This window comes from Mitsuaria sp. MSU3D (assembly GCF_056867975.1).
Genome location: NZ_CP200314.1, coordinates 497,947 through 522,242, shown reverse-complemented (window position 1 = coordinate 522,242; position 24,296 = coordinate 497,947). Strand labels below are relative to the sequence as shown.

General features: G+C 68.2%; 23 protein-coding genes and 2 tRNA genes. 11 read left to right on the top strand and 14 right to left on the bottom strand.

Going from position 1 to position 24,296, the window contains the following annotated elements:
* The first annotated feature begins 95 nt into the window (after nucleotides 1–95).
* Nucleotides 96–536 carry a hypothetical protein gene (locus AC1VNM_RS02385; protein ID WP_377156110.1) on the top strand — a complete coding sequence of 147 codons (441 nt, stop codon included), beginning with the start codon at nucleotides 96–98 and terminating at the stop codon, nucleotides 534–536.
* A 48-nt stretch (nucleotides 537–584) separates the two neighbouring features.
* Here AC1VNM_RS02385 and AC1VNM_RS02380 read toward each other — a convergent pair.
* The 6 genes from AC1VNM_RS02380 to AC1VNM_RS02355 all read right to left on the bottom strand — a co-directional run bounded on the left by AC1VNM_RS02380 (nucleotide 585) and on the right by AC1VNM_RS02355 (nucleotide 4,809).
* Nucleotides 585–659, bottom strand: a tRNA-Val gene (locus AC1VNM_RS02380).
* A gap of 87 nt (nucleotides 660–746) precedes the next feature.
* Nucleotides 747–821, bottom strand: a tRNA-Val gene (locus tag AC1VNM_RS02375).
* A gap of 123 nt (nucleotides 822–944) precedes the next feature.
* On the bottom strand, nucleotides 945–1,664 hold the full coding sequence (dnaQ, locus tag AC1VNM_RS02370) for a DNA polymerase III subunit epsilon (protein WP_483105736.1): 720 nt from the start codon (nucleotides 1,662–1,664) through the stop codon (nucleotides 945–947).
* A gap of 28 nt (nucleotides 1,665–1,692) precedes the next feature.
* A complete protein-coding gene (gene lgt, locus AC1VNM_RS02365) occupies nucleotides 1,693–2,529 on the bottom strand; it encodes a prolipoprotein diacylglyceryl transferase (RefSeq protein WP_377156113.1) in 837 nt (278 codons plus the stop codon).
* A 177-nt stretch (nucleotides 2,530–2,706) separates the two neighbouring features.
* Nucleotides 2,707–3,762 carry a tetratricopeptide repeat protein gene (locus AC1VNM_RS02360; RefSeq protein ID WP_483105735.1) on the bottom strand — a complete coding sequence of 352 codons (1,056 nt, stop codon included), beginning with the start codon at nucleotides 3,760–3,762 and terminating at the stop codon, nucleotides 2,707–2,709.
* A 147-nt stretch (nucleotides 3,763–3,909) separates the two neighbouring features.
* Nucleotides 3,910–4,809, bottom strand: coding sequence for a LysR family transcriptional regulator (locus tag AC1VNM_RS02355; RefSeq protein ID WP_377156116.1), 900 nt, complete (start codon nucleotides 4,807–4,809; stop codon nucleotides 3,910–3,912).
* Nucleotides 4,810–4,912: 103 nt separating this feature from the next.
* Between AC1VNM_RS02355 and ilvD the strand changes: the two genes are divergently transcribed.
* Nucleotides 4,913–6,631, top strand: a complete 1,719-nt coding sequence (gene ilvD / locus AC1VNM_RS02350) for a dihydroxy-acid dehydratase (protein WP_377156118.1) — start codon at nucleotides 4,913–4,915, stop codon at nucleotides 6,629–6,631.
* A gap of 19 nt (nucleotides 6,632–6,650) precedes the next feature.
* Here the strand turns inward: ilvD and AC1VNM_RS02345 are convergent, their stop codons facing one another.
* Entirely contained in the window at nucleotides 6,651–6,890 is a 240-nt protein-coding gene (locus AC1VNM_RS02345; protein ID WP_483109222.1) for a TIGR04438 family Trp-rich protein, read from the bottom strand.
* A gap of 171 nt (nucleotides 6,891–7,061) precedes the next feature.
* Between AC1VNM_RS02345 and AC1VNM_RS02340 the strand changes: the two genes are divergently transcribed.
* Nucleotides 7,062–7,373 carry a c-type cytochrome gene (locus AC1VNM_RS02340; protein WP_377156122.1) on the top strand — a complete coding sequence of 104 codons (312 nt, stop codon included), beginning with the start codon at nucleotides 7,062–7,064 and terminating at the stop codon, nucleotides 7,371–7,373.
* Between the two features lie 106 nt (nucleotides 7,374–7,479).
* Here the strand turns inward: AC1VNM_RS02340 and AC1VNM_RS02335 are convergent, their stop codons facing one another.
* Nucleotides 7,480–8,007 (bottom strand): helix-turn-helix transcriptional regulator, encoded by a 528-nt coding sequence (locus AC1VNM_RS02335; RefSeq protein WP_377156124.1) that lies wholly within the window; start codon nucleotides 8,005–8,007, stop codon nucleotides 7,480–7,482.
* Nucleotides 8,008–8,342: 335 nt separating this feature from the next.
* Complete coding sequence (gene acs, locus AC1VNM_RS02330) at nucleotides 8,343–10,313, bottom strand: acetate--CoA ligase (RefSeq protein ID WP_431102563.1); 1,971 nt, start codon at nucleotides 10,311–10,313, stop codon at nucleotides 8,343–8,345.
* A 173-nt stretch (nucleotides 10,314–10,486) separates the two neighbouring features.
* Between acs and AC1VNM_RS02325 the strand changes: the two genes are divergently transcribed.
* Nucleotides 10,487–11,101 carry a TIGR00645 family protein gene (locus tag AC1VNM_RS02325; protein WP_483105734.1) on the top strand — a complete coding sequence of 205 codons (615 nt, stop codon included), beginning with the start codon at nucleotides 10,487–10,489 and terminating at the stop codon, nucleotides 11,099–11,101.
* Between the two features lie 95 nt (nucleotides 11,102–11,196).
* On the opposite strand, the gene nhaA is transcribed toward AC1VNM_RS02325, so the two are convergent.
* Entirely contained in the window at nucleotides 11,197–12,363 is a 1,167-nt protein-coding gene (gene nhaA / locus AC1VNM_RS02320; protein ID WP_483105733.1) for a Na+/H+ antiporter NhaA, read from the bottom strand.
* A gap of 248 nt (nucleotides 12,364–12,611) precedes the next feature.
* Here nhaA and AC1VNM_RS02315 point away from each other — a divergent pair, with 248 nt between their 5' ends.
* Entirely contained in the window at nucleotides 12,612–12,860 is a 249-nt protein-coding gene (locus tag AC1VNM_RS02315) for a hypothetical protein (RefSeq protein ID WP_377156132.1), read from the top strand.
* Nucleotides 12,861–12,911: 51 nt separating this feature from the next.
* Here AC1VNM_RS02315 and AC1VNM_RS02310 read toward each other — a convergent pair whose 3' ends face one another.
* Complete coding sequence (locus tag AC1VNM_RS02310; RefSeq protein ID WP_483105732.1) at nucleotides 12,912–13,472, bottom strand: outer membrane beta-barrel protein; 561 nt, start codon at nucleotides 13,470–13,472, stop codon at nucleotides 12,912–12,914.
* A 231-nt stretch (nucleotides 13,473–13,703) separates the two neighbouring features.
* Between AC1VNM_RS02310 and AC1VNM_RS02305 the strand changes: the two genes are divergently transcribed.
* Nucleotides 13,704–15,242, top strand: a complete 1,539-nt coding sequence (locus AC1VNM_RS02305; RefSeq protein WP_377156135.1) for a fumarate hydratase — start codon at nucleotides 13,704–13,706, stop codon at nucleotides 15,240–15,242.
* Nucleotides 15,243–15,345: 103 nt separating this feature from the next.
* Here the strand turns inward: AC1VNM_RS02305 and AC1VNM_RS02300 are convergent, their stop codons facing one another.
* Complete coding sequence (locus tag AC1VNM_RS02300; RefSeq protein ID WP_483105731.1) at nucleotides 15,346–16,227, bottom strand: AraC family transcriptional regulator; 882 nt, start codon at nucleotides 16,225–16,227, stop codon at nucleotides 15,346–15,348.
* Nucleotides 16,228–16,346: 119 nt separating this feature from the next.
* On the opposite strand from AC1VNM_RS02300, the gene AC1VNM_RS02295 reads away from it, so the two are divergent.
* Together AC1VNM_RS02295 and AC1VNM_RS02290 are read left to right on the top strand one after the other, a co-directional pair.
* On the top strand, nucleotides 16,347–17,492 hold the full coding sequence (locus AC1VNM_RS02295) for a M23 family metallopeptidase (protein WP_483105730.1): 1,146 nt from the start codon (nucleotides 16,347–16,349) through the stop codon (nucleotides 17,490–17,492).
* A 256-nt stretch (nucleotides 17,493–17,748) separates the two neighbouring features.
* Nucleotides 17,749–18,654 (top strand): c-type cytochrome, encoded by a 906-nt coding sequence (locus AC1VNM_RS02290; protein ID WP_483105729.1) that lies wholly within the window; start codon nucleotides 17,749–17,751, stop codon nucleotides 18,652–18,654.
* 45 nt (nucleotides 18,655–18,699) lie between these two features.
* On the opposite strand, the gene AC1VNM_RS02285 is transcribed toward AC1VNM_RS02290, so the two are convergent.
* Together AC1VNM_RS02285 and AC1VNM_RS02280 are read right to left on the bottom strand one after the other, a co-directional pair.
* Complete coding sequence (locus AC1VNM_RS02285; RefSeq protein WP_483105728.1) at nucleotides 18,700–20,055, bottom strand: mechanosensitive ion channel family protein; 1,356 nt, start codon at nucleotides 20,053–20,055, stop codon at nucleotides 18,700–18,702.
* Nucleotides 20,056–20,227: 172 nt separating this feature from the next.
* Nucleotides 20,228–21,181, bottom strand: coding sequence for a histone deacetylase family protein (locus AC1VNM_RS02280; protein ID WP_377156139.1), 954 nt, complete (start codon nucleotides 21,179–21,181; stop codon nucleotides 20,228–20,230).
* 58 nt (nucleotides 21,182–21,239) lie between these two features.
* On the opposite strand from AC1VNM_RS02280, the gene AC1VNM_RS02275 reads away from it, so the two are divergent.
* The 3 genes from AC1VNM_RS02275 (at nucleotide 21,240) to AC1VNM_RS02265 (ending at nucleotide 24,243) form a co-directional block, all read left to right on the top strand.
* Nucleotides 21,240–22,193, top strand: coding sequence for an AAA family ATPase (locus AC1VNM_RS02275; RefSeq protein WP_377156142.1), 954 nt, complete (start codon nucleotides 21,240–21,242; stop codon nucleotides 22,191–22,193).
* Between the two features lie 72 nt (nucleotides 22,194–22,265).
* Nucleotides 22,266–23,300, top strand: a complete 1,035-nt coding sequence (locus AC1VNM_RS02270; protein WP_377156143.1) for a DUF58 domain-containing protein — start codon at nucleotides 22,266–22,268, stop codon at nucleotides 23,298–23,300.
* Between the two features lie 145 nt (nucleotides 23,301–23,445).
* Complete coding sequence (locus tag AC1VNM_RS02265; RefSeq protein ID WP_483105727.1) at nucleotides 23,446–24,243, top strand: CPBP family intramembrane glutamic endopeptidase; 798 nt, start codon at nucleotides 23,446–23,448, stop codon at nucleotides 24,241–24,243.
* Nucleotides 24,244–24,296: the final 53 nt, after the last annotated feature.

Genomic DNA, 24,296 nt, shown 5'->3' with positions numbered 1-24,296 from the left:
CTGAAATGTGCGAGAGACGAGACCCCGTGAACGCAGGATGATCGCTGCCCACCCCACCCAAGAACACGCAGTACACAACGCGAAGGAGCCGCTCAATGAAGCTCGCATTGCACAAGGCATTCCGTCAGGTCGGCGCCTCGCAGCAGGACGCCGACACCGCCGCTGAATCGATCGACAGCGCCTTGGAGAAACGCATGAACGACAAACAAGCCCATCTGGCCAAGAACTCCGACATGTATACGGTCAGGACGGAAATGGCGGAGATGAAGTCCCAGATCGCCGGCGTTCGCAGCGAGGTCGGCATGGTGCGCGCTGAACTGCGGCAGGAGATTGCCCTCGTGCGTGGCGAGATTGCCACCGTCCGCGCAGAGTTGAAGCAGGACATCGCCAGCGTCCGCGGCGACATCGCCAACGTTCGAGGCGAGATGTCGCACATGCGAAGCGACTTGGTCCGCTGGATCATCGGAAGCCAGGTCGCAACGATCGGCGCGACGACGTCCATCGTGTTCGGGATGCTGAAGTACCTTCATCCCTGATGAACAGCCAAGAAAAAACCCCGCCAACTTGCGTTGACGGGGTTGATCTGGTGGGCGGTGCAGGGTTCGAACCTGCGACCCCTGCCGTGTGAAGGCAGTGCTCTACCGCTGAGCTAACCGCCCGGTATCTGGACCGGGACTTTTCCGACTCTTCGCCGACTTTTTGCCGACGTCCAACAAGAGGCCAAAGCGACTTCGATGAAGAGACTTTGGTGGGCGGTGCAGGGTTCGAACCTGCGACCCCTGCCGTGTGAAGGCAGTGCTCTACCGCTGAGCTAACCGCCCGGTCTTGTCGTCCTCAACCGCGACCTGAGCCGCCGCCGGGGATGTCCGGGAAAGTCGGAGATTATGCCATGAGAATTTGACGTGATTCAAGAACTCTTTGGCGCTCGTCTCTCGAGCCGACGTTCAAGCCGTCGCCGGCACCTGCCAGATGCGCTTGCCGCCGCTGGCCTTGTCGAGATCCGCCAGCGCCTTGTCGTGCAGCGCCAGTTCCTCGGCCGTCGCCGCGATGACCGGCAGGTCGAAGGCGCTGAAGTCGATGGCCACGACTTCCAGCTGACCGCCCTCGCCCGACGACGACGACGCGTTGTCGTCGATGACCAGCGAGTCCTGACCCCGCGTCAGCCGGATGAAGACCTCCGCCAGCAGCTCCGCGTCCTTCACCGCGCCGTGCAGGCCGCGGTTGCTGTTGTCGACCTCGAGCCGGCGGCACAGCGCGTCCAGCGAGTTCGCCTTGCCCGGGAACATGTCCCGCGCCATCAGCAGCGTGTCGCGCACGCTTTCCACGCATTCATGCAGCGGCGCGCGCCCGCAGCGCTTGAGCTCGGCATTGATGAAGCCGACGTCGAAGGCCGCGTTGTGCGCGATCAGTTCCGCGTCGCGGATGAACTCGAGGAACTCGTCGACGATCTGCGCGAACTTGGGCTTGTCCGACAGGAACTCGCTGCTCAGCCCGTGGACGCGGAACGCCTCCTCGGGCATGTCGCGCTCGGGGTTCAGGTAGAAGTGCAGATGGCGGCCCGTCAACTGACGGTTGACCATCTCCACGCAGCCGATGTCGACGACGCGGTCGCCCGATTCGGGATTCAGGCCGGTGGTTTCGGTATCGAAGAAGATCTGACGCATGTCTGGTCTCGAAGAGGGATCGCCCCGCTCAGCGGGCCGCGGGCGCGGCCTGCAGCCGGGCGGCGCGCCGGTAGGCCCACAGCATCATGAGGACGCCGATGACGATCATCGGCGCGCTCAGCCACTGGCCCTGGCTCAGGTGCAGCGGCTGCTTGTCGAGCGTGAGGAAGCTGTCGGGCTCGCGGAAATACTCGGCGACGAAACGCGCCACGCCGTAGCCGACCAGGAACAACCCCGATACCGCCGCCATCGGGCGCGGCTTGCGCGCGAACAGCCACAGCACGATGAACAGCAGCACGCCCTCGCCCAGGAACTGGTACAGCTGCGACGGATGGCGCGGCGTCAGCACCGCATCATGGGCCTGCGGAAACACCATCGCCCACGGCAGGCTGGGGTCCGCCTGACGGCCCCACAACTCGCCGTTGATGAAATTGCCCAGACGGCCCGCGGCCAGGCCGGTGGGCACGCAAGGCGCGACGATGTCGCCAACCTCGAGGAAGTTGAAACCCCGCCGCCACGCGAAGAAAGCCAGCGCCACGATCACGCCCAGCAACCCGCCGTGGAAGGACATGCCGCCCTGCCACACCGCGAGGATCTCGCCCGGATGGCTCAGGTAGTAGCCCGGCTTGTAGAAGAACACGTACCCCAGCCGCCCGCCCAGCACCACACCCAGCACGCCGTAGAACAGCAGGTCGTCGATGTCGCGGCGGGTCCAGCCGCGCGCCGCGTTCCAGGGCTTGCGGACCATCCGGTTGCCCAGCCACAGGAACAGGCCGAAGGCCGTCAGGTACATCAGCCCGTACCAATGGATCGGCCACCCGAAAATCGAGATGGCCACAGGGTCGAACTGGGGATGGACCAACATGGAGAAAGCTTTACCGCGTCGCGAAGGGGCGAATCATAAATGGCACCCGTGGGGTACTTAGCGGAGGAGCGACCGCGAGGCAGGCCGGTGCCCCTTTCCGCTCAATCTGCTCCTCGCCGCTCGGAATTCGCTCCAAGGGGCACCGGCCCGCCTCGCTCCGAGCCACCGAGGTGATCGTCAGGGAGCGCCGAGCGCGGCGAGCTGCTTGCGGCAGTCCTCGATGTCGCCGTTGCTGCCGCGGCGGTTGTCGATGCAACGTTGCAGCGCCACGCGCGCGCCGGCCTTGTCGCCCTTGCCCGCCAACGCGCTGCCCAGGCGCCGGTCCAGGCCCAGTTGCTCGGCGCCCAACATGCCGCGGGCCCGTTCGAAGGCGGCCACCGCCTTGTCGTACTGGCCCAGCGCGTCGTATGCGCGGCCCAGGCCGTAGGCGCCCATCGCCTGGGTGGGCTGGCTCTTGAGCAGTTCCTCGAACCACGGCACCGCCCGCTCCTTCTGCTCGCTGAAGAACAGGTTGCGACCGTAGTCGCTCCACAGCACGCGTTGCTCCAGCAGCAGTTCGGGCCGCTGCGTGCGCACGGCGCGCAAGGCCTTCTCCATCGCCGGCCAGTCCTTCTTCGACGCCGCCACCCGCGCACGCATCAGGCTCAACTGGGCCGGGTCCTTCACGTCCTGCTCGAGGGCGCGCGCCTTCGACTCCCCGCCCCCGACGAAGCTCGGCAGGGCCAGGTAGTACTGCTGCAGCGCACTGCGCGGCTCGGGCGCGTCGGGCAGCAGCGTCATCGCGCGCTGCGCCAGCTCGCTGACCCGGCCCAACGACCCCAGCGCCTTGAGCTTGCTGCCACCGCGCGCCTGCATCACCAGCGCCAGCGCCAGTGCGTAATGGCAGGCGCCTTCGTTCGGCGTGCGCTGCACGCATTGCTCCAGGCGCTGCGTGTTCTGCTTCAACACCGCGCCGTCGACCAGATCGAGCTGCGCCAGCGCCAGCGCGGCCACCGCCTGCGGATCGTCCGGATCCGCTTTCAGGCGCTGTGCGGCGAGCTTCTCCAGATCGTCCGCGCGCCCGGCGTCGAGCAGCGCCTGCAGCGCCGTCTCCTTCAGCACCGCGGCCTGGGCCGTCGTCGCGAAGGCCACGCTCATGAGCATCGAGAAACCGGTCACGACGCAGATCGCGCCGATCAGGCGTCGCCAGGTGCCGCGGCGGGCGGTGTCGTCGTTCTTGCGGGGAGCTTTCACGGGAGAAGGTCCTTTCATCGGCAGATGGTCGCAGAAGTCCGCCGGGCCTGCATGCCCCCTGCATGCCGAATACGGAACTTCACCTTCGTCTTCACCATCGGCAACAAACAGGCCGGACCTGCCCCTTGGAGCCCGGTCCGCGCGGGGTCACGCCTTGACTTTCACCTGACCGCGGACATGGTCGACGAAGCGATGCACCACCGGCGACGCATCGCGGCGCCAGATCAGGCTGGTGTCGCAGGCCGGTACGCGCGCGGACGGCCACGGCCGGTAGCGCACGCCGGGCCGCTGCAGCGCGCAGACCGACTGCGGCACCCAGGCCACGCCCATGCCCGCCGACACCAGGTTGACGATGGTCTGCATCTGGATGGCCTCCTGCGCGATGTGAGGCGTCGCGCCGTGCGCGCGGTAGAAACCGAGCAACGCGTCGAACAGCGACGGCGCAATCTCGCGCGGGAACACGACCAGCGGCTCGCGCAGCACGTCCTCGAGCGACGGACCGCGGCGTCGCGCCAGCGCCCAGTCCTCGGGATGCGCCAGCACCAGCGGCTCGGTCGACACGGTCAGGCAGTCGAAGCCGGCCGGTTCGGCGCCGGGCGCATGGATCGCGAAACCGGCGTCGAGCTCGCCCGTCTCGAAACCGCGCAGCTGGACATCGAGCGTGGCCTCGCGCAATGCGAGCTGCACGTCCGGCAACGCTTCGCGGAACAGCCGCAGCCAACGCGGCATGTCGCCGTAGCCGACGGTCGACACGAAACCCAGGCTCAGCCTGCCGGCTTCGCCGGTGGCCGCAGCGCGGACGCGGGCGGGCACCTGGTCGGCCTGCTCCACCAGCCTCGCGGAGGCCTCGACCAGCGCCAACCCGGCCGCCGTCAGCGCGACGGTGCGGCGACCGCGCTCCAGCAGCTGGACGCCCAGCTGCGCCTCCAGCTTCTGCACGGCCAGGCTCAGCGGCGGCTGCGTCATGTGCAGCCGCTCGGCGGCGCGGCCGAAGTGCAGTTCCTCGGCCAGCACCAGGAACTGACGCAAGGGGCGGAGTTCGATCATCGATACATGGCATGAATCAAAACACCGACAACTATATATTGGACCCGCAAGAAGGCGCGACGCATACTGGCGCGCTCCAAGCCTCGCTCGCCAGGATGACGCCATGACCGACCCCAAGAACAACGCCCCCGCGCCTCACGACGACGCGCCCAACCGCCGCTCGAAGCACATCACCGAGGGCGTCGCGCGCGCGCCGAACCGGTCGATGTACTACGGCATGGGCTACCAGGAAGGCGACTTCGGCAAGCCGATGATCGGCGTGGCCAACGGCCACTCGACGATCACGCCGTGCAACTCCGGCCTGCAGAAGCTGGCCGATGCCGCGGTCATCGGCCTGAAGGCCGCCGGCGCGAACGCGCAGCTCTTCGGCACGCCGACGATCTCCGACGGCATGGCCATGGGCACCGAAGGCATGAAGTACTCGCTGGTGTCGCGCGAGGTCATCTCCGACTGCGTCGAGACCTGCGTCGGCGGCCAGTGGCTGGACGGCGTGATGGTCATCGGCGGCTGCGACAAGAACATGCCCGGCGGCATGATGGGCATGCTGCGCGCCAACGTGCCGGCGATCTACATCTACGGCGGCACCATCAAGCCGGGCCACTACAAGGGCCAGGACCTCAACATCGTCAGCGTCTTCGAGGCGGTCGGCCAGTTCAGCGCCGGCAAGATGAGCGAGGAAGACTTCTGCCAGATCGAGAAGCGCGCCATCCCCGGCAGCGGTTCCTGCGGCGGCATGTACACCGCCAACACGATGAGCTCGGCCTTCGAGGCGCTGGGCATGTCGCTGCCCTACTCCTCCAGCATGTCCAACGTGGAGGACGAGGTCGTCGAGAACACCAGACGCGCCGCCGACTACCTGGTCGCCGCCGTCAAGGCCGACCTGAAGCCGCGCGACATCGTGACCAAGCAGGCGATCGAGAACGCCGTCGCCGTGATCATGGCCACCGGCGGCTCGACCAACGCGGTGCTGCACTTCCTGGCGATCGCGCATGCAGCCGAGGTGGACTGGACCATCGACGATTTCGAGCGCATGCGCACGAAGATCCCGGTGCTGTGCGACCTCAAGCCCAGCGGCCGTTTCCTGGCCGTGGACCTGCACAAGGCCGGCGGCATCCCGGCGGTGATGAAGCAGCTGCTGAAGGCCGGCCTGCTGCACGGCGACTGCATCACGATCACCGGCAAGACCGTGGCGGAGAACCTGGCCGACGTGCCGGACCTGTCGCCCGACCAGGAGGTCATCCGCGCCGTCGACGATCCGATCTACGCGCAAGGCCACCTGGCCATCCTGAAGGGCAACCTGTCGCCCGAGGGCTGCGTCGCCAAGATCACCGGCCTCAAGAACCCGGTCATCACCGGCCCGGCGCGCGTCTTCGACGACGAGCAGTCGGCGCTCGCGGCCATCATGGCCAACCAGATCAAGGCGGGCGACGTGATGGTGCTGCGTTACCTCGGACCCAAGGGCGGTCCGGGCATGCCGGAGATGCTGGCGCCGACCGGCGCGCTGATCGGTCAGGGCCTGGGCGAGAGCGTCGGCCTGATCACCGACGGCCGCTTCTCGGGCGGCACCTGGGGCATGGTCGTCGGGCACGTCGCGCCGGAAGCCTATGCGGGCGGCACGATCGCGCTGGTGAACGAAGGCGATTCCATCACCATCGATGCGCTGCAACTGCTGCTGCAGCTCAACGTCGACGACGCTGAACTCGCCCGCCGCAAGGCGGCATGGAAGCAGCCCGCGCCGCGCTACACGCGGGGCGTGCTGGCGAAATTCGCGAAGAACGCATCGAGCGCCAGCTCCGGCGCGGTGCTCGACAAGTTCGAGTGAGGGGTAGGCGCGGGAAGCTTCAACGCTTCTTGCGCGTCTTGTCGCCCTGGCCGATCGCGTCGAGCTGGCGTTGGCGGCGCGATTCCTTCTTCTCGTCCATCTTGTCCATTTCCTTCTTCTTGGTGTAGCCCGTCTTGTCGGCGATCTCCCACCACACGACGGCCACCGGGAAGGGCGACAGCACCCACCACCAGCTCAGCGTCTCAAACGGGCCGACGGCGGCCAGTTTGAGAAGGATCAACAAGACACCGATCACCATCAACCACATCGTCGTTCTCCTCGTGCGCACGCCCGGTCGGCGCGTCCCTCAACACTACAATCGCGCGAGCCCGGAATCTCCCAGCCACTCGTCGACTTGCGTCGCGACTCGTCATGTCGCGGCGGCGATTGTGGCGCCATTCGGAGGCCCGGCGACACCTGAAAGGATGCCATGAGAAACGCCCTGTTCATCTCCGCGGCCCTCGCCGCCACGTTGACCGCACCCAGCGCCTTCGCCAGTCCCGAACTGGCGCAGAAGAAGAACTGCATGGCCTGCCATGCGGTCGACAAGAAGCTGGTCGGCCCCGCCTACAAGGACGTCGCGGCCAAGTACGCCGCGGACAAGGACGCGGTGAAGAAACTGGCCGAGAAGATCATCAAGGGCGGCTCCGGCGTCTGGGGTCCGGTGCCGATGCCGGCCAACACGCAGGTCAGCCCGGCGGAGGCGGAGCAGCTCGCCAAGTGGATCCTGTCGACGAAGTGACCGCTTGAAGTGATCGTCGACCGGGCGTCCCGCGACGCCCCCACCCTGCAGGCCCTTCGGGGCCTTTGCTTTTTCAGGATGGTCGGGCGGGCCCGTGGTGGCCTCGTCAGGCCACGAGCTTGAGCAGCTCGTCGCGCCGCCGCTCGTCGAGGTGGCGGCTCTCGCGGGCGAGATTGACGGCCTTGGCCACCGTCGCGAGCTCGAGGATGGCCTCGTCGATCTTGTAGCCGCCCCGCCCCTGCATCCAGCGCAGCACGTCCCACAGATGCCAGACCGAGGACGAGTTGCCCTCATGGATCGGCGACGGAAAGCTCATCGGATGCGTGAGCATCAGCTTGCGCATGTTCTGACGGGACACCCCCACCAGCGCCGCCACGTCGGTCAGGCCGACCATGTCCGGCCCCGCCTCGATCAGCCGCGCGCCGGGGATGGCCTTGCGGACCTCGCGCAGCGCGCCCAGCAAGGCCTGGTCGGCGCGCTCGGCGCCTCTGGCGAAGCTCAGCATCATCCTGCCGCGCAGGCCCACGGCGACCCGCACGTCCTTGCAGCCGACGGATGCGAGCCGTTGTTTCAACGGCTCTTCCTCGCAGTCCGACGGCGGCATCTGGTACTTGAGCGTGAACGAATATTCCACAAACGACTCCTTCTGTGAGGGCGGCGTCTGGCGCGCCGTGTCGCCCGAGCGCCGCCATGATCGCGGGCACCGCTCCTGACGGAACGGAGCCGGCATTCTTGGCCCGGGCGCGTCCGGGCTCCACAACCCGTCGGAGTGTGGATCGCGCGTCCGCTGCCACGTGAAGGTCAGCCGCTCACCAAGGTCGAGGCATCGAGGCGGTTTTCCGCTTGCGCCAGCGCAAGAAAAAGCCCCGCGAAAGCGGGGCTGCGACGGTCTTCAGAGGAGAAACGCCTGAGGAACCGATGACAACGGGGATGCCACGCGCATCCCGCGCGCGGCACCGGACCGGGTCCTCAATAGGCCTGTCCGAGCTGTTCCAGGATGGCCGGGTTCTCCAAGGTGGAGGTGTCCTGCGTGACGCTCTCCCCCTTCGCGACCGAGCGCAGCAGGCGCCGCATGATCTTGCCGCTGCGCGTCTTGGGCAGGTTGTCGCCGAAGCGGATGTCCTTGGGCTTGGCGATCGGACCGATCTCCTTGGCCACCCAGTCGCGCAGCTGCTTGGCGATGGCCTTGGCCTCGTCGCCGCTCGGACGCGCGCGCTTGAGGACGACGAAGGCGCAGATCGCCTCGCCGGTCGTGTCGTCCGGACGGCCGACGACCGCCGCCTCGGCCACCAGCTCGGTGCAGCTGACCAGCGCGGACTCGATCTCCATCGTGCCCATGCGGTGGCCCGACACGTTCAGCACGTCGTCGATGCGGCCGGTGATCGTGAAGTAGCCGTTGTCGGCGTCGCGGATGGCGCCGTCGCCCGCCAGGTAGTAGCCCTTGAGCTCCGGCGGGTAGTAGCTCTTCTTGAAGCGCTCCGGATCGCCGTAGATCGTGCGGATCATCGACGGCCACGGCTTCTTGACGACCAGGATGCCGCCCTGCCCGTTGGGCACGTCGTTGCCGGTCTCGTCGACGATGGCCGCGGTGATGCCGGGGAACGGCAGCGTGCAGGAGCCCGGCACCAGCGGCGTGGCGCCCGGCAGCGGCGTGATCATGTGGCCGCCGGTCTCCGTCTGCCAGAAGGTGTCGACGATGGGGCAGCGGCCGCCGCCCACATGCTCGTGATACCACTCCCACGCGGCCGGGTTGATCGGCTCGCCGACCGAGCCCAGGATGCGCAGGGAGCTGAGGTCATAGCGCTTCGGGTGCACGGCCTCGTTCGCCTCGGCCGCCTTGATCAGCGAGCGGATCGCCGTCGGCGCGGTGTAGAAGATCGTGACCTTGTGCTTCTCGATCATCTGCCAGAAGCGGCCGGCGTCCGGGAAGGTCGGGATGCCCTCGAAGACGACCTCGGTGCCGCCCAGCGCCAGCGGGCCGTAGGTGATGTAGGTGTGGCCGGTCACCCAGCCGATGTCGGCGGTACACCAGAAGACGTCCGAGTCCTTCAGGTCGAAGGTCCACTTCGTGGTCAGCGCGGCATGCAGCAGGTAGCCGCCGGTGCTGTGCTGCACGCCCTTGGGCTTGCCGGTCGAGCCCGAGGTGTAGAGCAGGAACAGCGGGTGCTCGGCCTCGACCCATTCCGGCTCGCAGCTCGAGGACTGGCCGGACACCGCGTCGTGCAGCCACTCGTCGCGGCCGTCGACCCAGGCGATGTTGCCGCCGGTGCGCTTGTAGACGATGACGTGCTTGATCGTGGGGCAGCTGTTGTCGGCCAGGGCCTCGTCGACGATGGCCTTGAGCGGCAGCGACTTGCCGCCGCGCGCCTGCTCGTCGGCGGTCAGCACCATCACGGCGCCAGCGTCCTGGACGCGGTCGCGCAGCGATTGCGCCGAGAAGCCACCGAACACCACCGAGTGCGTCGCGCCGATGCGCGCGCAGGCCTGCATCGCGACCACGCCCTCGACCGACATCGGCATGTAGATGACGACGCGGTCGCCCTTCTTCACGCCGCGCGCCTTCAGCGCGTTGGCCAGTTGCGCCGTCCTGGCCAGCAGCTCGGCATAGGTGACGCGGGTCGTGGTGCCGTCGTCGGCCTCGAAGATGATCGCGACCCGGTCGCCGCGGCCCGCTTCCACGTGACGGTCCAGGCAGTTGTAGGAGACGTTGAGCTTGCCGTCCTCGAACCACTTGAAGAACGGCGCGTCCGATTCGTTCAGCACGGTCGTGAAGGGCTGCTTCCAGGTCAGCAGCTCGCGCGCCAGGCGCGCCCAGTAGCCTTCGTAGTCGTCCTCCGCTTCCTTGCACAGCGCCTCATAGGCGGCCAGGCCGGACACGTGGGCGCCCTGGACGGCGGATGCGGGGGGGTTGTAGATCTTGTCGCTGATCTTGTCGCTCATGGCCTATGTCTCCGTACAGGCAGGGATCTTCGAACTCAGGTTCACACTCGGGCGAACTCTCCGCTTTCACACTGACGATGTGCTTACTCTTGTAGAAGAGCACGCGGCATGCTCTCACTAAAATCAACTGGTTTGGCGGTTCCCGCCAGTTACGACTTGAAGGACTTACCCCGATGACCGACAGCCCGAAGCCTCCGGCCGAGACCGCGCGCAAGCGCATGCACCCGCTCTCGCATCTGATGTTCGGGAGCCGCTGGCTGCAGTTGCCGTTGTACATCGGGCTGATCCTGGCGCAGGCGGTCTACGTCTTCCAGTTCTGGACCGAACTCGTGCACCTCGTCGAGGCCGCGTTCGGCAACCCGGAGGCGCTGCAACTGCTGGTCAACAGCGTCGGCTATGACCCCGGCGTCAAGGTCACGAAGCTCAACGAGACCATCATCATGCTGGCCGTGCTGGCGCTGATCGACGTGGTGATGATCTCCAACCTCCTGATCATGGTGATCATCGGCGGCTACGAGACCTTCGTGTCGCGGCTGCACCTGGAAGGCCACCCCGACCAGCCGGAGTGGCTGGACCACGTCAACGCGTCGGTGCTGAAGGTCAAGCTGGCGACGGCCATCATCGGCATCTCGTCGATCCATCTGCTCAAGACCTTCATCAACGTCCAGAACCTTCAGGAGAAGACGCTGATCTGGCAGACCGCGATCCACCTGGCCTTCCTGCTGTCGGCGCTGGCCATCGCGATGACCGACAAGCTGCTGTCGCACGGCCCGACCGAGAAGCACTGAGCAGGGAGTGCCCCAGCATCCGAGCCGATGCACGCGGCGGCGCATGAACGACGAAGGGGCCCTCGGGCCCCTTCTTCATTGACGGATCGACATTCTCAGCCGCGCTTGCGCATGAGGATCAGCGTCCCCGCGATACCCGACAGGATGGACCCGCCGAGCACGCCCAGCTTGACGCGGGTTTCCCAGTCCGGACCGTGCCCCTCGAACGCCAGGCCGCCGATGAACAGGCTCATCGTGAAGCCGATGCCGCACAGCACGCAGACGCCGAAGAGCTGGACCCAGTCGGCGCCGCCCGGCTTCTGCGCCAGGCCCAGCCGGATCATCAGCCACGAGCTGCCGAACACGCCGATCGCCTTGCCCAGCAGCAGGCCCAGCGCGATGCCCAGCGACACCGGATGCAGCAGGTCGCCGGCGTTCAGTCCGAGCAGCGACACGCCCGCATTGGCGAAGGCGAACATGGGCAGGATCAGGAACGCGACCCAGGGGTGGAGCGCGTGTTCGAGGTCCTCGGCCGGCGAATGGCCGTGGCCGTCGTCATCGGACGGGATGAAGAGCGCGGTGGCCACGCCCGCCAGCGTGGCGTGGACGCCCGACTTCAACACGCAGGTCCACAGGACGAGGCCCACGACGATGTAGACGTCGGCGCGCCTGACCTTGGCGCGGTTGAGCCCGAAGAGGACGGCGAGGCAGACCGCGGCACCGGCAAGCGCCGTCAGCGACAGCTGGCTCGTGTAGAAGAGCGCGATGACGACGATGGCGCCGAGGTCGTCGATGATCGCGACCGCCGTCAGGAAGACCTTCAGCGAGGACGGCACGCGGCTGCCCAGCAGCATCACGATGCCGATGGCGAAGGCGATGTCGGTCGCCGCGGGGATGGCCCAGCCGTGCAGCGCGACGGGGTCGCCGAGGTTGAGGCCCGCGTAGATCAGCGCCGGCGCGGCCATGCCGCCGAACGCGGCGACGATGGGCAGCACGGCCTGCGACCGATCCGACAGTTCGCCGCCGACGAATTCGCGCTTGATCTCCAGGCCGACCAGGAAGAAGAAGACGGCCATCCACAGGTCGTTGACCCAGACCAGCAGCGGCTTGGCCAGCACCAGCCAGTCGCCGCCGATGCGGACCTCGCCCTCGATGCGGGTGAAGGCGGCGTACAGCTCCCGCCAGGGGGAGTTGGACAGGATCAGCGCGACGACTGCGGCGATGGCGAGCACGATGCCGCCGGCCGATTCGCTGGCGAAGAAGCGTTTGAGTCCCGGTGTCAAGAAGCATTCCTCCAGAAGACGTCCCGCAGGATCGGCGGGGCTGGGCAGTAAAACAGAGCGGACGCGCCGCGTCGATGGCTCATCGGGGCAGAAGACGCCGTGAGGACCCGATCATCGCCGGTGCGCGCCCCGCCCGGGCGCCTCGGGACTCCGCGTTCGTCCCGAGGCGGAAGGCACGCGGGCGCCGATAGCATCGGCGCCGGGGGCGAATCGCCTCGACAACCATGAAGGTCAGGGAGAAGGACGCGATGAGATTCTGGATCTGTGCGGCACTGCCGCTGGTGGCGACCTTGGCCGCGTGCGCCGCGCCGGACACGGACAAGGCCTCGGCGGTCAAGGCGGAGTCCTGCGAGCGTGAAGCCCGCACCGGGTCGATGCTCGGACGCAAGCAATGCGGCCCCGCGCTGAGCGAGGCCGAGCGTGCGCGCATGGCTTCGGAGCTGCAGACGCAGATCAAGCCGACGGCCAGCAATCCCGGCAGCGGCGGCGGTCACTGAGCCGACGGCGCTGCCGGTCGAGTCTGGCCGAACGGGCCGGACGTCGCGGGATCAGAAGCTGAAGCGCGTCCCGAAGTACCAGGCGCTGAGGGTGCGCTTGTCGTCGACGTAGAGATCGAAGTGCCTGGCGCGGCTCAGGTCCGCGCCGAGCTCCACACCCCAGTACGGCTTGACGGCGACGGTCAATCCAACGCCGGCATAGGGCTGGGCGGAGGTGCGAGAGAACCTGCCGTACGCGGGGTTCATCAGTTCCGCCTTCTGCCACGACACACCGCCGCGCGCCACCACGCCCAGCGTGCGCCACACCGGTTGGCGATACGACAGTCCGGCGGTGAGCGCACGACTCTTGAGCACACCCCACATCCAGTTGTCGGCTGCGACGCGGACGGTGCCGTAGTCCACGCGCCCGATCTCGAGGCCGAGACCGTTGTCGAAGTGGTAGCCCACCAGCAGCCGGTTGAACTCGCCGTGGCGGTCGCAGGGCTCGCTGCTCTGGCACAGCGACTTCGAGAACTGGCTGGCGCCGACGTCGAACTGGGCGCTGATCTCGGCCTGCGCCGCGGGCATGGCAACGGCGGAAGCGGCCAGCACGGCCGCGATGGATGTCTTCAAGGGAACTCCCTCTGATCCCGCTCGGACGGGATCGGTTGTTGTGGTGATCGTTGCCGTCTCTTGCGGCGGGCGACATCGTAGCCGCGAGCGGCACGGCCGCCCGATCGGCGCCGTGGCGTTCGCACAAGCGTGCGCACCGCGTCCCGCCGACGCCTCTGGCGACGGGGATTTCATCGGGTAACGGGATAAAAAGGATAATCGCCGTCTCCCGTGACCAGCCTGTCCACGACCATGACCACCATCCGCTACGCCGACCTCGTCGAAAGCGTCGCCGCCGCGCTGCAGTACATCAGCTACTACCACCCGGCCGACTACATCCAGCATCTGGCGCGCGCCTACGAGCGCGAGCAGAGCGTGGCCGCGAAGGACGCGATCGCGCAGATCCTGACCAACTCGAAGATGTGCGCCGAAGGCCGCCGTCCGATCTGCCAGGACACCGGCATCGTCAACGTGTTCCTGAAGATCGGCATGGACGTGCGCTGGGGCGACTTCCCCGGCTCCATCCAGGACGCCGTCAACGAAGGCGTGCGCCGCGCCTACAACCACCCGGACAACAAGCTGCGCGCCTCGGTGCTCAGCGATCCGATCTTCGAGCGCAAGAACACCAAGGACAACACGCCCGCGGTGATCTTCATGGACGTCGTGCCCGGCAACACCGTCGACGTGATCGTCGCGGCCAAGGGCGGCGGCTCGGAGAACAAGAGCAAGGTCTACATGCTCAACCCGAGCGAGAACATCGTCGACTGGGTGCTGAAGACCGTGCCGACGATGGGCGCGGGCTGGTGCCCGCCGGGCATGCTGGGCATCGGCGTCGGCGGCACGGCCGAGAAGGCCGCGCTGCTGGCCAAGGAAGCCCTGATGGACGACATCGACATGTACGAGCTGCTCGAGCGCGGTCCGAAGGACAAGCTCGAGGAGCTGCGCATCGAGCTGTACGAGAAGGTCAACGCGCTGGGCATCGGCGCGCAGGGCCTGGGCGGCCTGACCACGGTGCTGGACGTCAAGATCAAGACCTACCCGACGCACGCGGCGTCCAAGCCGATCGCGATGATCCCGAACTGCGCCGCCACGCGCCACGCGCACTTCGTGCTCGACGGCTCGGGCCCGAGCTACCTGACGCCGCCGAGCCTGGACCTGTGGCCCGACGTGAAGTGGGCGCCGGACTACAACAAGAGCAAGCGCGTCGACCTGAACACGCTGACCAAGGACGAGGTCGCCAGCTGGAAGCCGGGCGACACGCTGCTGCTCAACGGCAAGATGCTCACGGGCCGCGACGCCGCGCACAAGCGCATCCAGGACATGCTGGCCAAGGGCGAATCGCTGCCCGTGGACTTCACCAACCGCGTCATCTACTACGTCGGCCCGGTCGATCCGGTGCGCGATGAAGTCGTGGGACCGGCCGGTCCCACGACGGCGACCCGCATGGACAAGTTCACCGACATGATGCTGGAGAAGACCGGCCTGATCGCGATGATCGGCAAGGCCGAGCGCGGCCCGGTCGCGATCGAGTCGATCAAGAACCACAAGTCGGCCTACCTGATGGCGGTGGGCGGCTCCGCGTACCTCGTGTCCAAGGCGATCAAGCACGCCAAGGTCGTCGGCTTCGAGGACCTGGGCATGGAAGCGATCTACGAGTTCGACGTGGTCGACATGCCGGTGACGGTGGCGGTCGACGCCGGCGGCACCAGCGCCCACATCACCGGCCCGGCCGAGTGGCAGCAGCGCATCGCCGCAGGCAAGCCGATCAAGATCCCGGTGGCGGCGGGCTGAGCGCCCTCCCCCTCGCGATCACCAGCGTCGCGATCGCGAATGACAAGACCACCCTCGGGTGGTCTTTTTCATTGCGCCGCCGACGCCTCCTCGGTCGGGCTCTTCAGGCTTCCACAGGCACGTGGAAGTGGATGATCGAACCCGGCTTCTGAGGGTCGAAGCGGCCGTCATAGAGCTCGAAGTCGGGACCCTCGGCGACCTTCAGGCCGGAAGCCGGAAGCAGTTCGCCCCAGATCGTCGCCATGGCCTGCTTGACCTGCGGGTGCAGCGCGGTGCCGTTCAAGGTGATGCGGAACACCGCATAGGTCGCAGCCGGAATCTCCATCGTCGAGAAGCCCGGCGGCGGCACGCAGCCGGGCTCGACGCCGACGCCCGCCATGTACTGGAAGCCGCCCTCCTCGTGGTCGACATCGGAGACGACGCCGTAGGTCGCCCAACTTCCGACTTGACCCTCGAACGGCAGCCGGCCGATCAGGGCGGACCACAACTGAGGGATCTCCGCCTTGGTCGCCTGGTCGAAGCGGCGCATGGGACCGGCGACGCAGAACGCCGGGATCTTCGCGAGCTCTGGAAGTCGGATGACAGCAGTGTCCTGGGCGATCGGGAGAGTCATGGGAAATTGGCCTTCAAGGGGTTCAACGGCGAAGCCGCTGCGGAACCGACCCGGCGAGATGCCGAACATGCGCTTGAACGCACGGGTGAAGGCCTCCTGCGACTCGAAGCCGCAGTCGAACGCCAGGTCGACGAGTGGGAGATCCGGTTCGTGGCAAAGCCGCCGGGCGCCGCGCACGAGCCGGCGGCCCCGCACATGCGCCATGACGCTGCGGCCCATGCGCGCGGTGAACAGCCGCGAGAAGTGATACGGCGACAGTCCGGCCCGCTCCGCGACCTGCTCCAACGTCAGCGGCTGGTCGAGCTGCTTCTCGATCCAGGCGACCACGTCGGGGAACCGGTCGGTGGCGGGAGGCGTCGTCGTGCTGTCCATGTGCCCATCTTCGCAAAGGCGGGGGGACGCGTCCTGACCGAACTTGCTCTTGTGAGCTCATGCGACGCGTGCCTTCCGGCACTTCGCGTCGCGGCCCCATCGCGCGTATCACTGCGGACATGAACGCCTCCACCGACAGGCTGGCTCACCTTCCGCGCCGAACCTTCACGGGCGCCGCCCTGGCGATGCTCGCCGCGCCGCTGGCATGCGCGAAGGCGACGGCGACAGCGATGGACGCTGCTCCCGCAGCGTCGCGGAACCGCCCGCGGCTGATCGCACCGGGCGGCCCTGTGCGCGTGGAGGGCGCGGACGAGCTCGTCGGCGAGATCCATCTCGCCTGGCCCGCCGGAGAGCCGTCGCCGACGACGGTGCGGCTGCTCGATGCCGATCGCGGCGACACCTTCGCGGCGCTCCAGGACGCCACGCTCACGCGGCGTCTCGCGCGCATCGACGAGGACCGGCTCCTCATCCACGTGGAGCTGCGCTCGCGACCCGGACAGCCTCTACCACCTCGCCTGTTGCCGATCGTCGCGTGGGGGCCGGATCGGGAGGTCCGGGGTGATGCGCTCGTCGTGCCGGCGCAGGGCGCGACGGTCTTCGGTCCTCCGCTCGGGGAGGGCCTGTGGGTCGCGATCCACGATCCCGCCTGGGCGCGCGGCCACCGGCGCGTCGGATTCCAGCAGGCGGATCGTTGGACGATTCCCGGGCGGCATGCCATCGACTTCGTCCAGGTAGACCCGGACGGACGCATCGCGCGAGGCGACGCCGATCGACCCGCCAACCACTTCGGGTATGGGGCGCCGGTGCTGGCCGTCGCGGACGGCGTCGTGATCGCGACGAGGAACGACATGGCCGAGGCGACGTCGATCGCGGGCAACCGCCGTCATGCCTTGATCGACGCGCCAGGCAACCACGTCATCCTGTCGCTGGCGGGCCGGGGACACGTCCTCTACGAGCACCTGCGCCCGGGCAGCCTGACCGTCCGCCCCGGCGACCGCGTGCGCAAGGGCCAGGTGCTGGGCGAGCTGGGATTCACCGGCGACTCCACCGGCCCCCACCTGCATCTGCACCTCTGCGACGAAGGCGTGCCGAACAGCGGGGAAGGCCTGCCGTTCGTGTTCGAGCGCTTCGAGCGGCTGGGTGGCTATGACGACCTCGCGACGCTTGGCCGCGCGCGGTGGCAAGCGGCTCCGGAGGGACTTGCCACGGTCCGCCTTCGCGAAAAGCCGGCCTCCCATCGGGTGATCCGTTTCACCCCTGCATAGCCCTCCCCTAGTTCAAGGGTGAACCCACACTCACCTCCCCGTTCATCGCCGCCGATCGCGCTTGATCGCGCGCCACGCGCATTTCATCGCAGCCGCGATGGTGCGGCTCAGTGCCCCTCCCAGAATCCGCCGCCGTGCCCTTGAGCGCCCCGCCGAAGCCGCGGAACGCCGTGGGCATCGGGTCTGTGCGCCGACCGATGGCGGCGCGCAGGCGCGACCCCACGCGCATCGGATGAGAGTTTCGGGAGTGAGAGTGATGAATCGATGGATCCAGCGAGGCCTGTTCGGTCTCGCCACCTTGGCCTTCCTGGCCGGCGCGTGCGCACTGGCCGCCGTGCACATGGCCGACACGAAGATGAACCGCCGCATCGAGGTCGCGTCGCGCGACGTGCCCATCCCGGCGGATGCGGCCAGCCTGGCGCGCGGCCGCTACCTGTACGCGACGCGCGGCTGCGTCGACTGCCACGGCGCCAATGGCGCCGGGCGCCGCTTCATCGACGACGACGGCATGCGCGTCGCCGGTCCCAACCTGACGACCGGCCCCGGCGGCGTCACGATGGGCTACACGCCGGCCGACTGGGAGCGCACGCTGCGGCACGGCGTGAAGCCCGACGGCACGCCGCTGCTGATCATGCCGAGCCAGGACTACAACCGGCTCACGGATGAGGACGTCGGCGCGCTGGTGGCCTACATCCGCTCGATGCCGCAAGCGCGCGGCGGTCCGGCGGAGATGCAGCTGCCGCTGCCGGTGCGCGTGCTCTACGGCCTCGGGCAGATACCGGACGCGGCCTCGCGCATCGACCACACGCTGGCGCCGGAAGCGCCGGTCCCCGCGGGGCGCACGGTGGCCCACGGTCGTTACCTCGCGGCGATGTGCATCGGCTGCCACGGCGAGCAGTTGCAAGGCGGCCGCATTCCCGGCGCGCCGCCCTCGTGGCCGGAAGCGGCGAACCTGGCCGACGCCTCCGGGCCGATGGCGTCACGCTACGGCGACGCGGCGACCTTCGCGCGCATGATGCGCAGTGGCCAGCGCCCGGACGGCTCGACGATCGCGGTGATGCCCTTCGAATCGCTGCGCGAGCTCACCGACGACGACCTCGCCGCGCTGCACAGTTACCTGACGCGGCACGGGACGCAGGTGGCGTCAAGCAGCGGGCGCTGACCGCGGCGCGGACGGGACGGGACGGGACGGGACGGGCACAACAACTCAGGCGCCTCGCCCGGCCCCCTCCGGCACCGTCGGTGTTTCGGCAATCGTCCGCACCACCCGCTGCGGGAACGGGATGTCGATCTCCAACCGATTCAGCAGCCGCAGGATCGCCAGGTTGACGTCCGAGCGCACGCCGCCCTGCCCGTTGTGCGGATCCGAGATCCAGAAGCCGATGGTCAGCTCCAGCCCGTCGGCGGCGAAGTTGCTCAGCGACACCGACGGCGACGGCTCGGACAGCACGCGCGGGACGCGCTTCACTTCCTCGATCAGTTGCGGGAACAGCGCGTCCACGTCGGTGCCGTAGGCCACCTGCACCACCGTCGACACGTTCACCTGCGGGTCGGCGAGCGAGAGGTTCTCCACCCGCGTCGTGATCAGCGACTCGTTGGGCACGATCGCCTCGCGGCCGTTGAGCGCGCGGATCACCGTGTAGCGCGTCTTGATGTCGCTGATGCGGCCTTCGAAGTTGTCGACCTTCACCATGTCGCCGATCCGCAGCGATCGCTCGGCCAGGATCATGAAGCCGGAGACGTAGTTCGCCGCGATCTTCTGCAGCCCGAAGCCCAGGCCCACGCCGACCGCGCCGCCCAGCCAGGACAGCGCGCTCAGGTTCAGGCCCACCATGTTCAGCGCCACCATCGCGCCGACCACGAGCAGCGCCGTGCGCGTCAGGTTGACCGCGATCTTGCGCATCGAGAGGTCGAGCACCGACTTGCCGCGCAGCAGGCGCGACTCGATGGCCGACGATAGCCACAGCACGACCAGCATGATCGCGCCCACCTGCAGCACGCCGATCAGGAGGTCGTACACCGTCGTCGATTCGCCCCTGGCGTTCTTCGGCAGGAAGCCCAGCTTGTAGTCGTCGAGTTCGTCGATGAGGATCGGCAGCAGGCCGACGATCCACAGGATCGATCCCAGCCACGCCACCCACGACACGCTGCGCTCCAGCAGCTTGATGCCGATGGAATCGGGCATCGTGGCCCGCAGCACGCGCGCGACAAGGCGGATGACCACCAGAGACAGCAGCACCGGGATCACCACGCGGAACAGCGCGACCGGCTCGCCGATGAACGGCATCAGCCGGCGCGCGCCCAGCGCCAGCAGCAGCGCGATGACCGGGAACAGGACGCCGTCGAAGACGCGGTGACCGAGCAGCACCGAATGGTGGCCGGGTGCCGACGTGACGTGTTTGCTGATGCGGTAGACGATCAGCCAGGACAGCGCCAGGCAGGCGAGCACCAGGCCGACCTCGATCAGCGCGCGCGGCCGCGCCAGCATGGTGAGCAGCGACTCCAGCTCACGCAGGCTCAGCGTGTGGTTCAGGGAAGAGGTGGTACCCAAGGTGGCGTTCAAGGAGGAGATCAAGTCGGCATCCGGCGCGGGCCGGGTCGTTCAGTCGAGGGGAATGCTGGGTGGTCGCCCGTGCGTGACGAGTGCGGCGAGCGCGGCTCGTGCGGCTCGTACGGCAAGCGCGTGCGGCAAGCGCGCGCGGCGGGGGATTGCGGAAGAAGACCGAGGCACCGGCTCAGATCCCGGCCAAGGTCCGCAGGTGCACGCCGACGCTGCGCGCCAGCGCGCCCAGGTCGTAGCCGCCCTCCAGGCAGGACACGATACGGCCCTTCGCGTGGCGTCGGGCCACGTCCATGATGCGCAGCGTGATCCATTCGTAGTCGGCCTCGACCAGGCCGAGCTGCGCCAGATCGTCGTCGCGGTGCGCGTCGAAGCCGGCCGAGACGAAGATCATCTGCGGCTTGAAGCGCTCCAGCGCCGGCATCCAGAGCGACTCGATCATCTCGCGCACCTCGGCGCCGCGCGTGTAGGGCGGCACCGGCACGTTGAGCATGTTCGCGCCCTTGGGCTCGGTGCCGGAGTACGGATACAGCGGGTCCTGGAAGATGCTGACCATCAGCACGCGATCGTCGCCGGCGAGGATGTCCTCGGTGCCGTTGCCGTGGTGGACGTCGAAGTCGATGACCGCGACACGGTCCAGGCCGCGCACGTCCAGCGCATGCCTGGCCGCGACGGCCACGTTGTTGAAGAAGCAGAAGCCCATCGCCTGGTCGCGCGTCGCGTGGTGGCCGGGCGGACGCACCGCGCAGAAGGCGTTCTCGGCCCGGCCGTCGACGACCAGATCGGTCGCGTGCACCGCCGCGCCCGCCGCGCGCAGCGCCGCGGCCCAGGTGTGCGCGTTGGCGGTGGTGTCGGGATCGAGCGCCTTCATCGGATGGGGCACGCCCTGCTTCGCCTGCCACTCGAGCGCCTCGAGTTCCGCCTTCAACTCCGCGACGTAGCGGGCCGAATGCGCGCGCTCCAGCGACTGCAGCTCGGCGCGCGGCGCCTCATGACGGTCGAGCGCGACGTCGACGCCGTGCGCGATCAGCCAGTCCTCGATCGCGCCCAGGCGCTGCGGGCATTCCGGGTGACCGGCGCCCATGTCGTGACGATGGCAATCGGGGTGGCTGATGAAGGCGGTGGACATGGTCGGGGCATGTTCGGAGCTTCGTCGGAGCGAAGGGATTCTGAGATATCGTGCGCCGATGAGTTCCGCCGCTCCGACCCTCGCCTCCCAGCCGCTGACCGACCTGCGCCGGCAGATTAGCACGATCATCAAGGGCAAACAGGCGCAGACGGAGGACTGTCTGGCCTGCCTGCTGGCCGGCGGCCACCTGCTCATCGAGGACCTGCCCGGCGTCGGCAAGACGACGCTGGCGCACGTGCTGTCGATCTCGCTGGGGCTGCGCTTCTCGCGGGTGCAGTTCACGACCGACCTGATGCCGTCGGACCTGCTCGGGGTCAACATCTACCAGCCGGGCGCGCAGGCGGCCGGCGGCAATCCCTTCCAGTTCCACCCCGGACCGGTGTTCAGCCAGGTCCTGCTGGCCGACGAGATCAACCGCGCCGGCCCGAAGACGCAGAGCGCCCTGCTCGAGGCGATGGAGGAGTACCAGGTCAGCGTCGACGGCACGACGCATCCGCTGCCGCTGCCCTTCTTCGTCATCGCGACGCAGAACCCCAGCGAGCAGCTCGGCACGCATCCGCTGCCGGAGTCGCAGCTGGACCGTTTCCTGATGTGCATCAGCCTGGGGTATCCGGACCGGCAGGCCGAGCGGGAGCTGCTGATGGGCGGCGACAGCCGCGAGCTGCTGCGCGCGCTCAAGCCGGTGATGACGCCGGACCAGCTGCGCGAGCTGCAGCGCGCGGTGCTGGCCATCCATGTCTCGCCGGCGCTGCTGGACTACCTGCAGGCGCTGCTGGAGGCGACGCGTTCCGGCGAATGGTTCCAGGAAGGCCTGAGCCCGCGCGCCGGTCTGGCGCTGCTGCGCGCAGCGCGGGCGAAGGCGCTGCTGAGCGGGCGCGACTATGTCTCGCCGGACGACGTGCAGGCGATCCTGCCGCAGACCATCGCGCACCGGCTGCGGCCGCGCGGCGGCAGCGCCCGCGGTGCGCGCGAACAGGTGCGCGCGATGATGGCCGCGGTGCCGCTGCCCTGATCGCAACGCCGCGATCCGCCGACCGCCGCCGCCGACCGTCTACCGCAGCCCACACCGTCGCCCAATACCGCCATGCGCGTTCCATCCTGGAAGCTCCCCTCGCTGAAGCTGCCGACGGTGCGCTGGCCGTGGCAGCGGCGCTGGGAGAAGTGGTGGCAGGGCCGCCACCCGGCCAGCGACACGACCGCGCTGACGCAGCGCAACCTGTACATCATTCCCAGCCGCCCGGGCGCCGCGTTCGTCGCGACGCTGCTGGTGCTGCTGCTGGCCTCGATCAACGACCAGTTGAGCCTGGGCTACCTGCTGACCTTCGTGCTGGCGGGCGCGGGCATGGCGTCGATGAACGCGACGCACGCCAACCTGCGCGGCCTGAAGCTGGACCTGAAGACACCGCCCGCGACCTCCGCCGGCCAGCCGCTCGCGCTGGACATCCGGCTGCACAACACCGGCGCGGCGCGTTTCGGCGTCGGCCTGAGACTGCCCGACGCCAAGGCGGCGGACACGGCCTACGCCGATGTGCCGGCGCAGGGCCATGCGCAACTCCACCTCCAGCTGAGCTTCGCGACGCGAGGCCGGCATGCGCTGCCGCGCTTGCGCATCGAATCGCAATTCCCCTTCGGGCTGTTCGTGACCTGGAGCTACTGGCGCCCGGCGGCGCAGGCCTGGGTCTATCCGGCGCCGGAGCTCGACGCGCCGCCGGCCGCGGCCGTCGAGGAAGGTCTGCCGCAAGGCCAGGGCCAGCCGGGCCTGGGCGACGATCCGGGGCTGCGGCCCTACCGGCACGGCGACTCGCCGCGACAGATCCTGTGGAAGAAATCGGCGCTCGCGCTGGCGCAACCGCAGCCGGCGTCGGGCAGCGGCGGCGGCGCGTCGCTGCTGGTGCGCGAGCGCCTGGGCAGCCGCGCCAGCGAGCAATGGCTGGACCTCGCCGCCACGCGCGGCCTGCCGTTCGAACAACGCGTGTCGCGTTTGACGGCCTGGGTGCAGCGGGCGGAGGAAGAAGGCCTGCCCTACGGCCTCCGGCTGCGTGACATCGCGATCGAGCCGGACCTCGGACCGGATCACTTCCGCGTGTGCATGGAAGCGTTGGCGCTGATCCAGGAGTAGTTCGAGCTTGCGGCGTCGGGCCATGCTGGCAGCGTCGCGACCACAGGAATCAGTGGGTGGCTTGGCTCAATCCGGTGGGACTTGCCGCAGAGTTGACCCTCATCTGCCATAGCCAGCAAGACCCGACCCCGCAAGACTGTGCGTCATGACTCTCCGTCAACGCACAGCCTCCATGGCGCGGGTATTGCTCGGCCTCTACCTGATCGGCCATGTCACCTACAGGTTGAGCCTGTGGATCTGCCTGAACATCCTCCAGGTCCCGTCGATCCACGCGCCGCTGGGCGCGTCGGTGCTGACGTCCCTGCTGGACCTGTCCATCGTCTACCTCCTCTTCGGCCGCGTACTCCTCGGGAGACTGACCAGCGGCCGAACCTGCCGGTGCGCCGTTCCGCTCGGCGTGCTGATGGCCATCGGCCTCGTCGCATCGATGATCGTGGGAGCGACGTTCGGTGCGGTCAGATGGATCCCCCACGACACGCGCGACGTCCAGTGGTTCTACCTGATCGGCTTTTCATTCCATGCCGCGGTGTCCGAGGAACTGCTCTGTCGATTCCTCGTCCTGGACCGGCTCGGACCGGTCATCGGCAAAGCGCCCGCCTTCGTCTTGCAGATCCTGCTGTTCGTCTACCTCCACCTGTTCGGTCCGCCGCTCGACCTGCGCGCCGCGCTTCACCTGGCCCTGGGCGCCGTCATGATCGGATCCTTCTATCTATGGAGCCGATCACTGCTCGGCGCGATGGCCTTGCACCTGGCCTACGACGTGCTGGTCTCGCTGGCCTTCGGCGGATCCTTGGACGGGCTGGCCATCTACCCCCTGGTCGCCGGAGACAACTTCTCCCTGCTTCACAGCTATCAGGCCAGCGCCGCCTTCATGTCCTGCCTGTCGGTCTGGATGCTGTGGAACGCCCGACGGCCACGGCGACTTCCGACGTACATCCTCTGACCCCAATGTCACCCTGACCTGTGCTACGTTGCGTCCTTCCGAGCAATTCCCCT

Excerpts from the sequence above, each read along its gene's own strand:
- AC1VNM_RS02340 (WP_377156122.1), top strand. The coding sequence starts at position 7,062 with ATGAGAAACGCCCTGTTCATCTCCGCGGCCCTCGCCGCCACGTTGACC.
- AC1VNM_RS02275 (WP_377156142.1), top strand. The coding sequence starts at position 21,240 with ATGAGTTCCGCCGCTCCGACCCTCGCCTCCCAGCCGCTGACCGACCTG.
- AC1VNM_RS02300 (WP_483105731.1), bottom strand. The coding sequence starts at position 16,227 with ATGGACAGCACGACGACGCCTCCCGCCACCGACCGGTTCCCCGACGTG.
- AC1VNM_RS02295 (WP_483105730.1), top strand. The coding sequence starts at position 16,347 with ATGAACGCCTCCACCGACAGGCTGGCTCACCTTCCGCGCCGAACCTTC.
- AC1VNM_RS02385 (WP_377156110.1), top strand. The coding sequence starts at position 96 with ATGAAGCTCGCATTGCACAAGGCATTCCGTCAGGTCGGCGCCTCGCAG.
- AC1VNM_RS02265 (WP_483105727.1), top strand. The coding sequence starts at position 23,446 with ATGACTCTCCGTCAACGCACAGCCTCCATGGCGCGGGTATTGCTCGGC.
- dnaQ (WP_483105736.1), bottom strand. The coding sequence starts at position 1,664 with ATGCGTCAGATCTTCTTCGATACCGAAACCACCGGCCTGAATCCCGAA.
- AC1VNM_RS02280 (WP_377156139.1), bottom strand. The coding sequence starts at position 21,181 with ATGTCCACCGCCTTCATCAGCCACCCCGATTGCCATCGTCACGACATG.
- ilvD (WP_377156118.1), top strand. The coding sequence starts at position 4,913 with ATGACCGACCCCAAGAACAACGCCCCCGCGCCTCACGACGACGCGCCC.
- acs (WP_431102563.1), bottom strand. The coding sequence starts at position 10,313 with ATGAGCGACAAGATCAGCGACAAGATCTACAACCCCCCCGCATCCGCC.
- AC1VNM_RS02345 (WP_483109222.1), bottom strand. The coding sequence starts at position 6,890 with ATGGTGATCGGTGTCTTGTTGATCCTTCTCAAACTGGCCGCCGTCGGC.
- lgt (WP_377156113.1), bottom strand. The coding sequence starts at position 2,529 with ATGTTGGTCCATCCCCAGTTCGACCCTGTGGCCATCTCGATTTTCGGG.
- AC1VNM_RS02305 (WP_377156135.1), top strand. The coding sequence starts at position 13,704 with ATGACCACCATCCGCTACGCCGACCTCGTCGAAAGCGTCGCCGCCGCG.
- AC1VNM_RS02315 (WP_377156132.1), top strand. The coding sequence starts at position 12,612 with ATGAGATTCTGGATCTGTGCGGCACTGCCGCTGGTGGCGACCTTGGCC.
- AC1VNM_RS02270 (WP_377156143.1), top strand. The coding sequence starts at position 22,266 with ATGCGCGTTCCATCCTGGAAGCTCCCCTCGCTGAAGCTGCCGACGGTG.
- AC1VNM_RS02325 (WP_483105734.1), top strand. The coding sequence starts at position 10,487 with ATGACCGACAGCCCGAAGCCTCCGGCCGAGACCGCGCGCAAGCGCATG.
- AC1VNM_RS02355 (WP_377156116.1), bottom strand. The coding sequence starts at position 4,809 with ATGATCGAACTCCGCCCCTTGCGTCAGTTCCTGGTGCTGGCCGAGGAA.
- AC1VNM_RS02290 (WP_483105729.1), top strand. The coding sequence starts at position 17,749 with ATGAATCGATGGATCCAGCGAGGCCTGTTCGGTCTCGCCACCTTGGCC.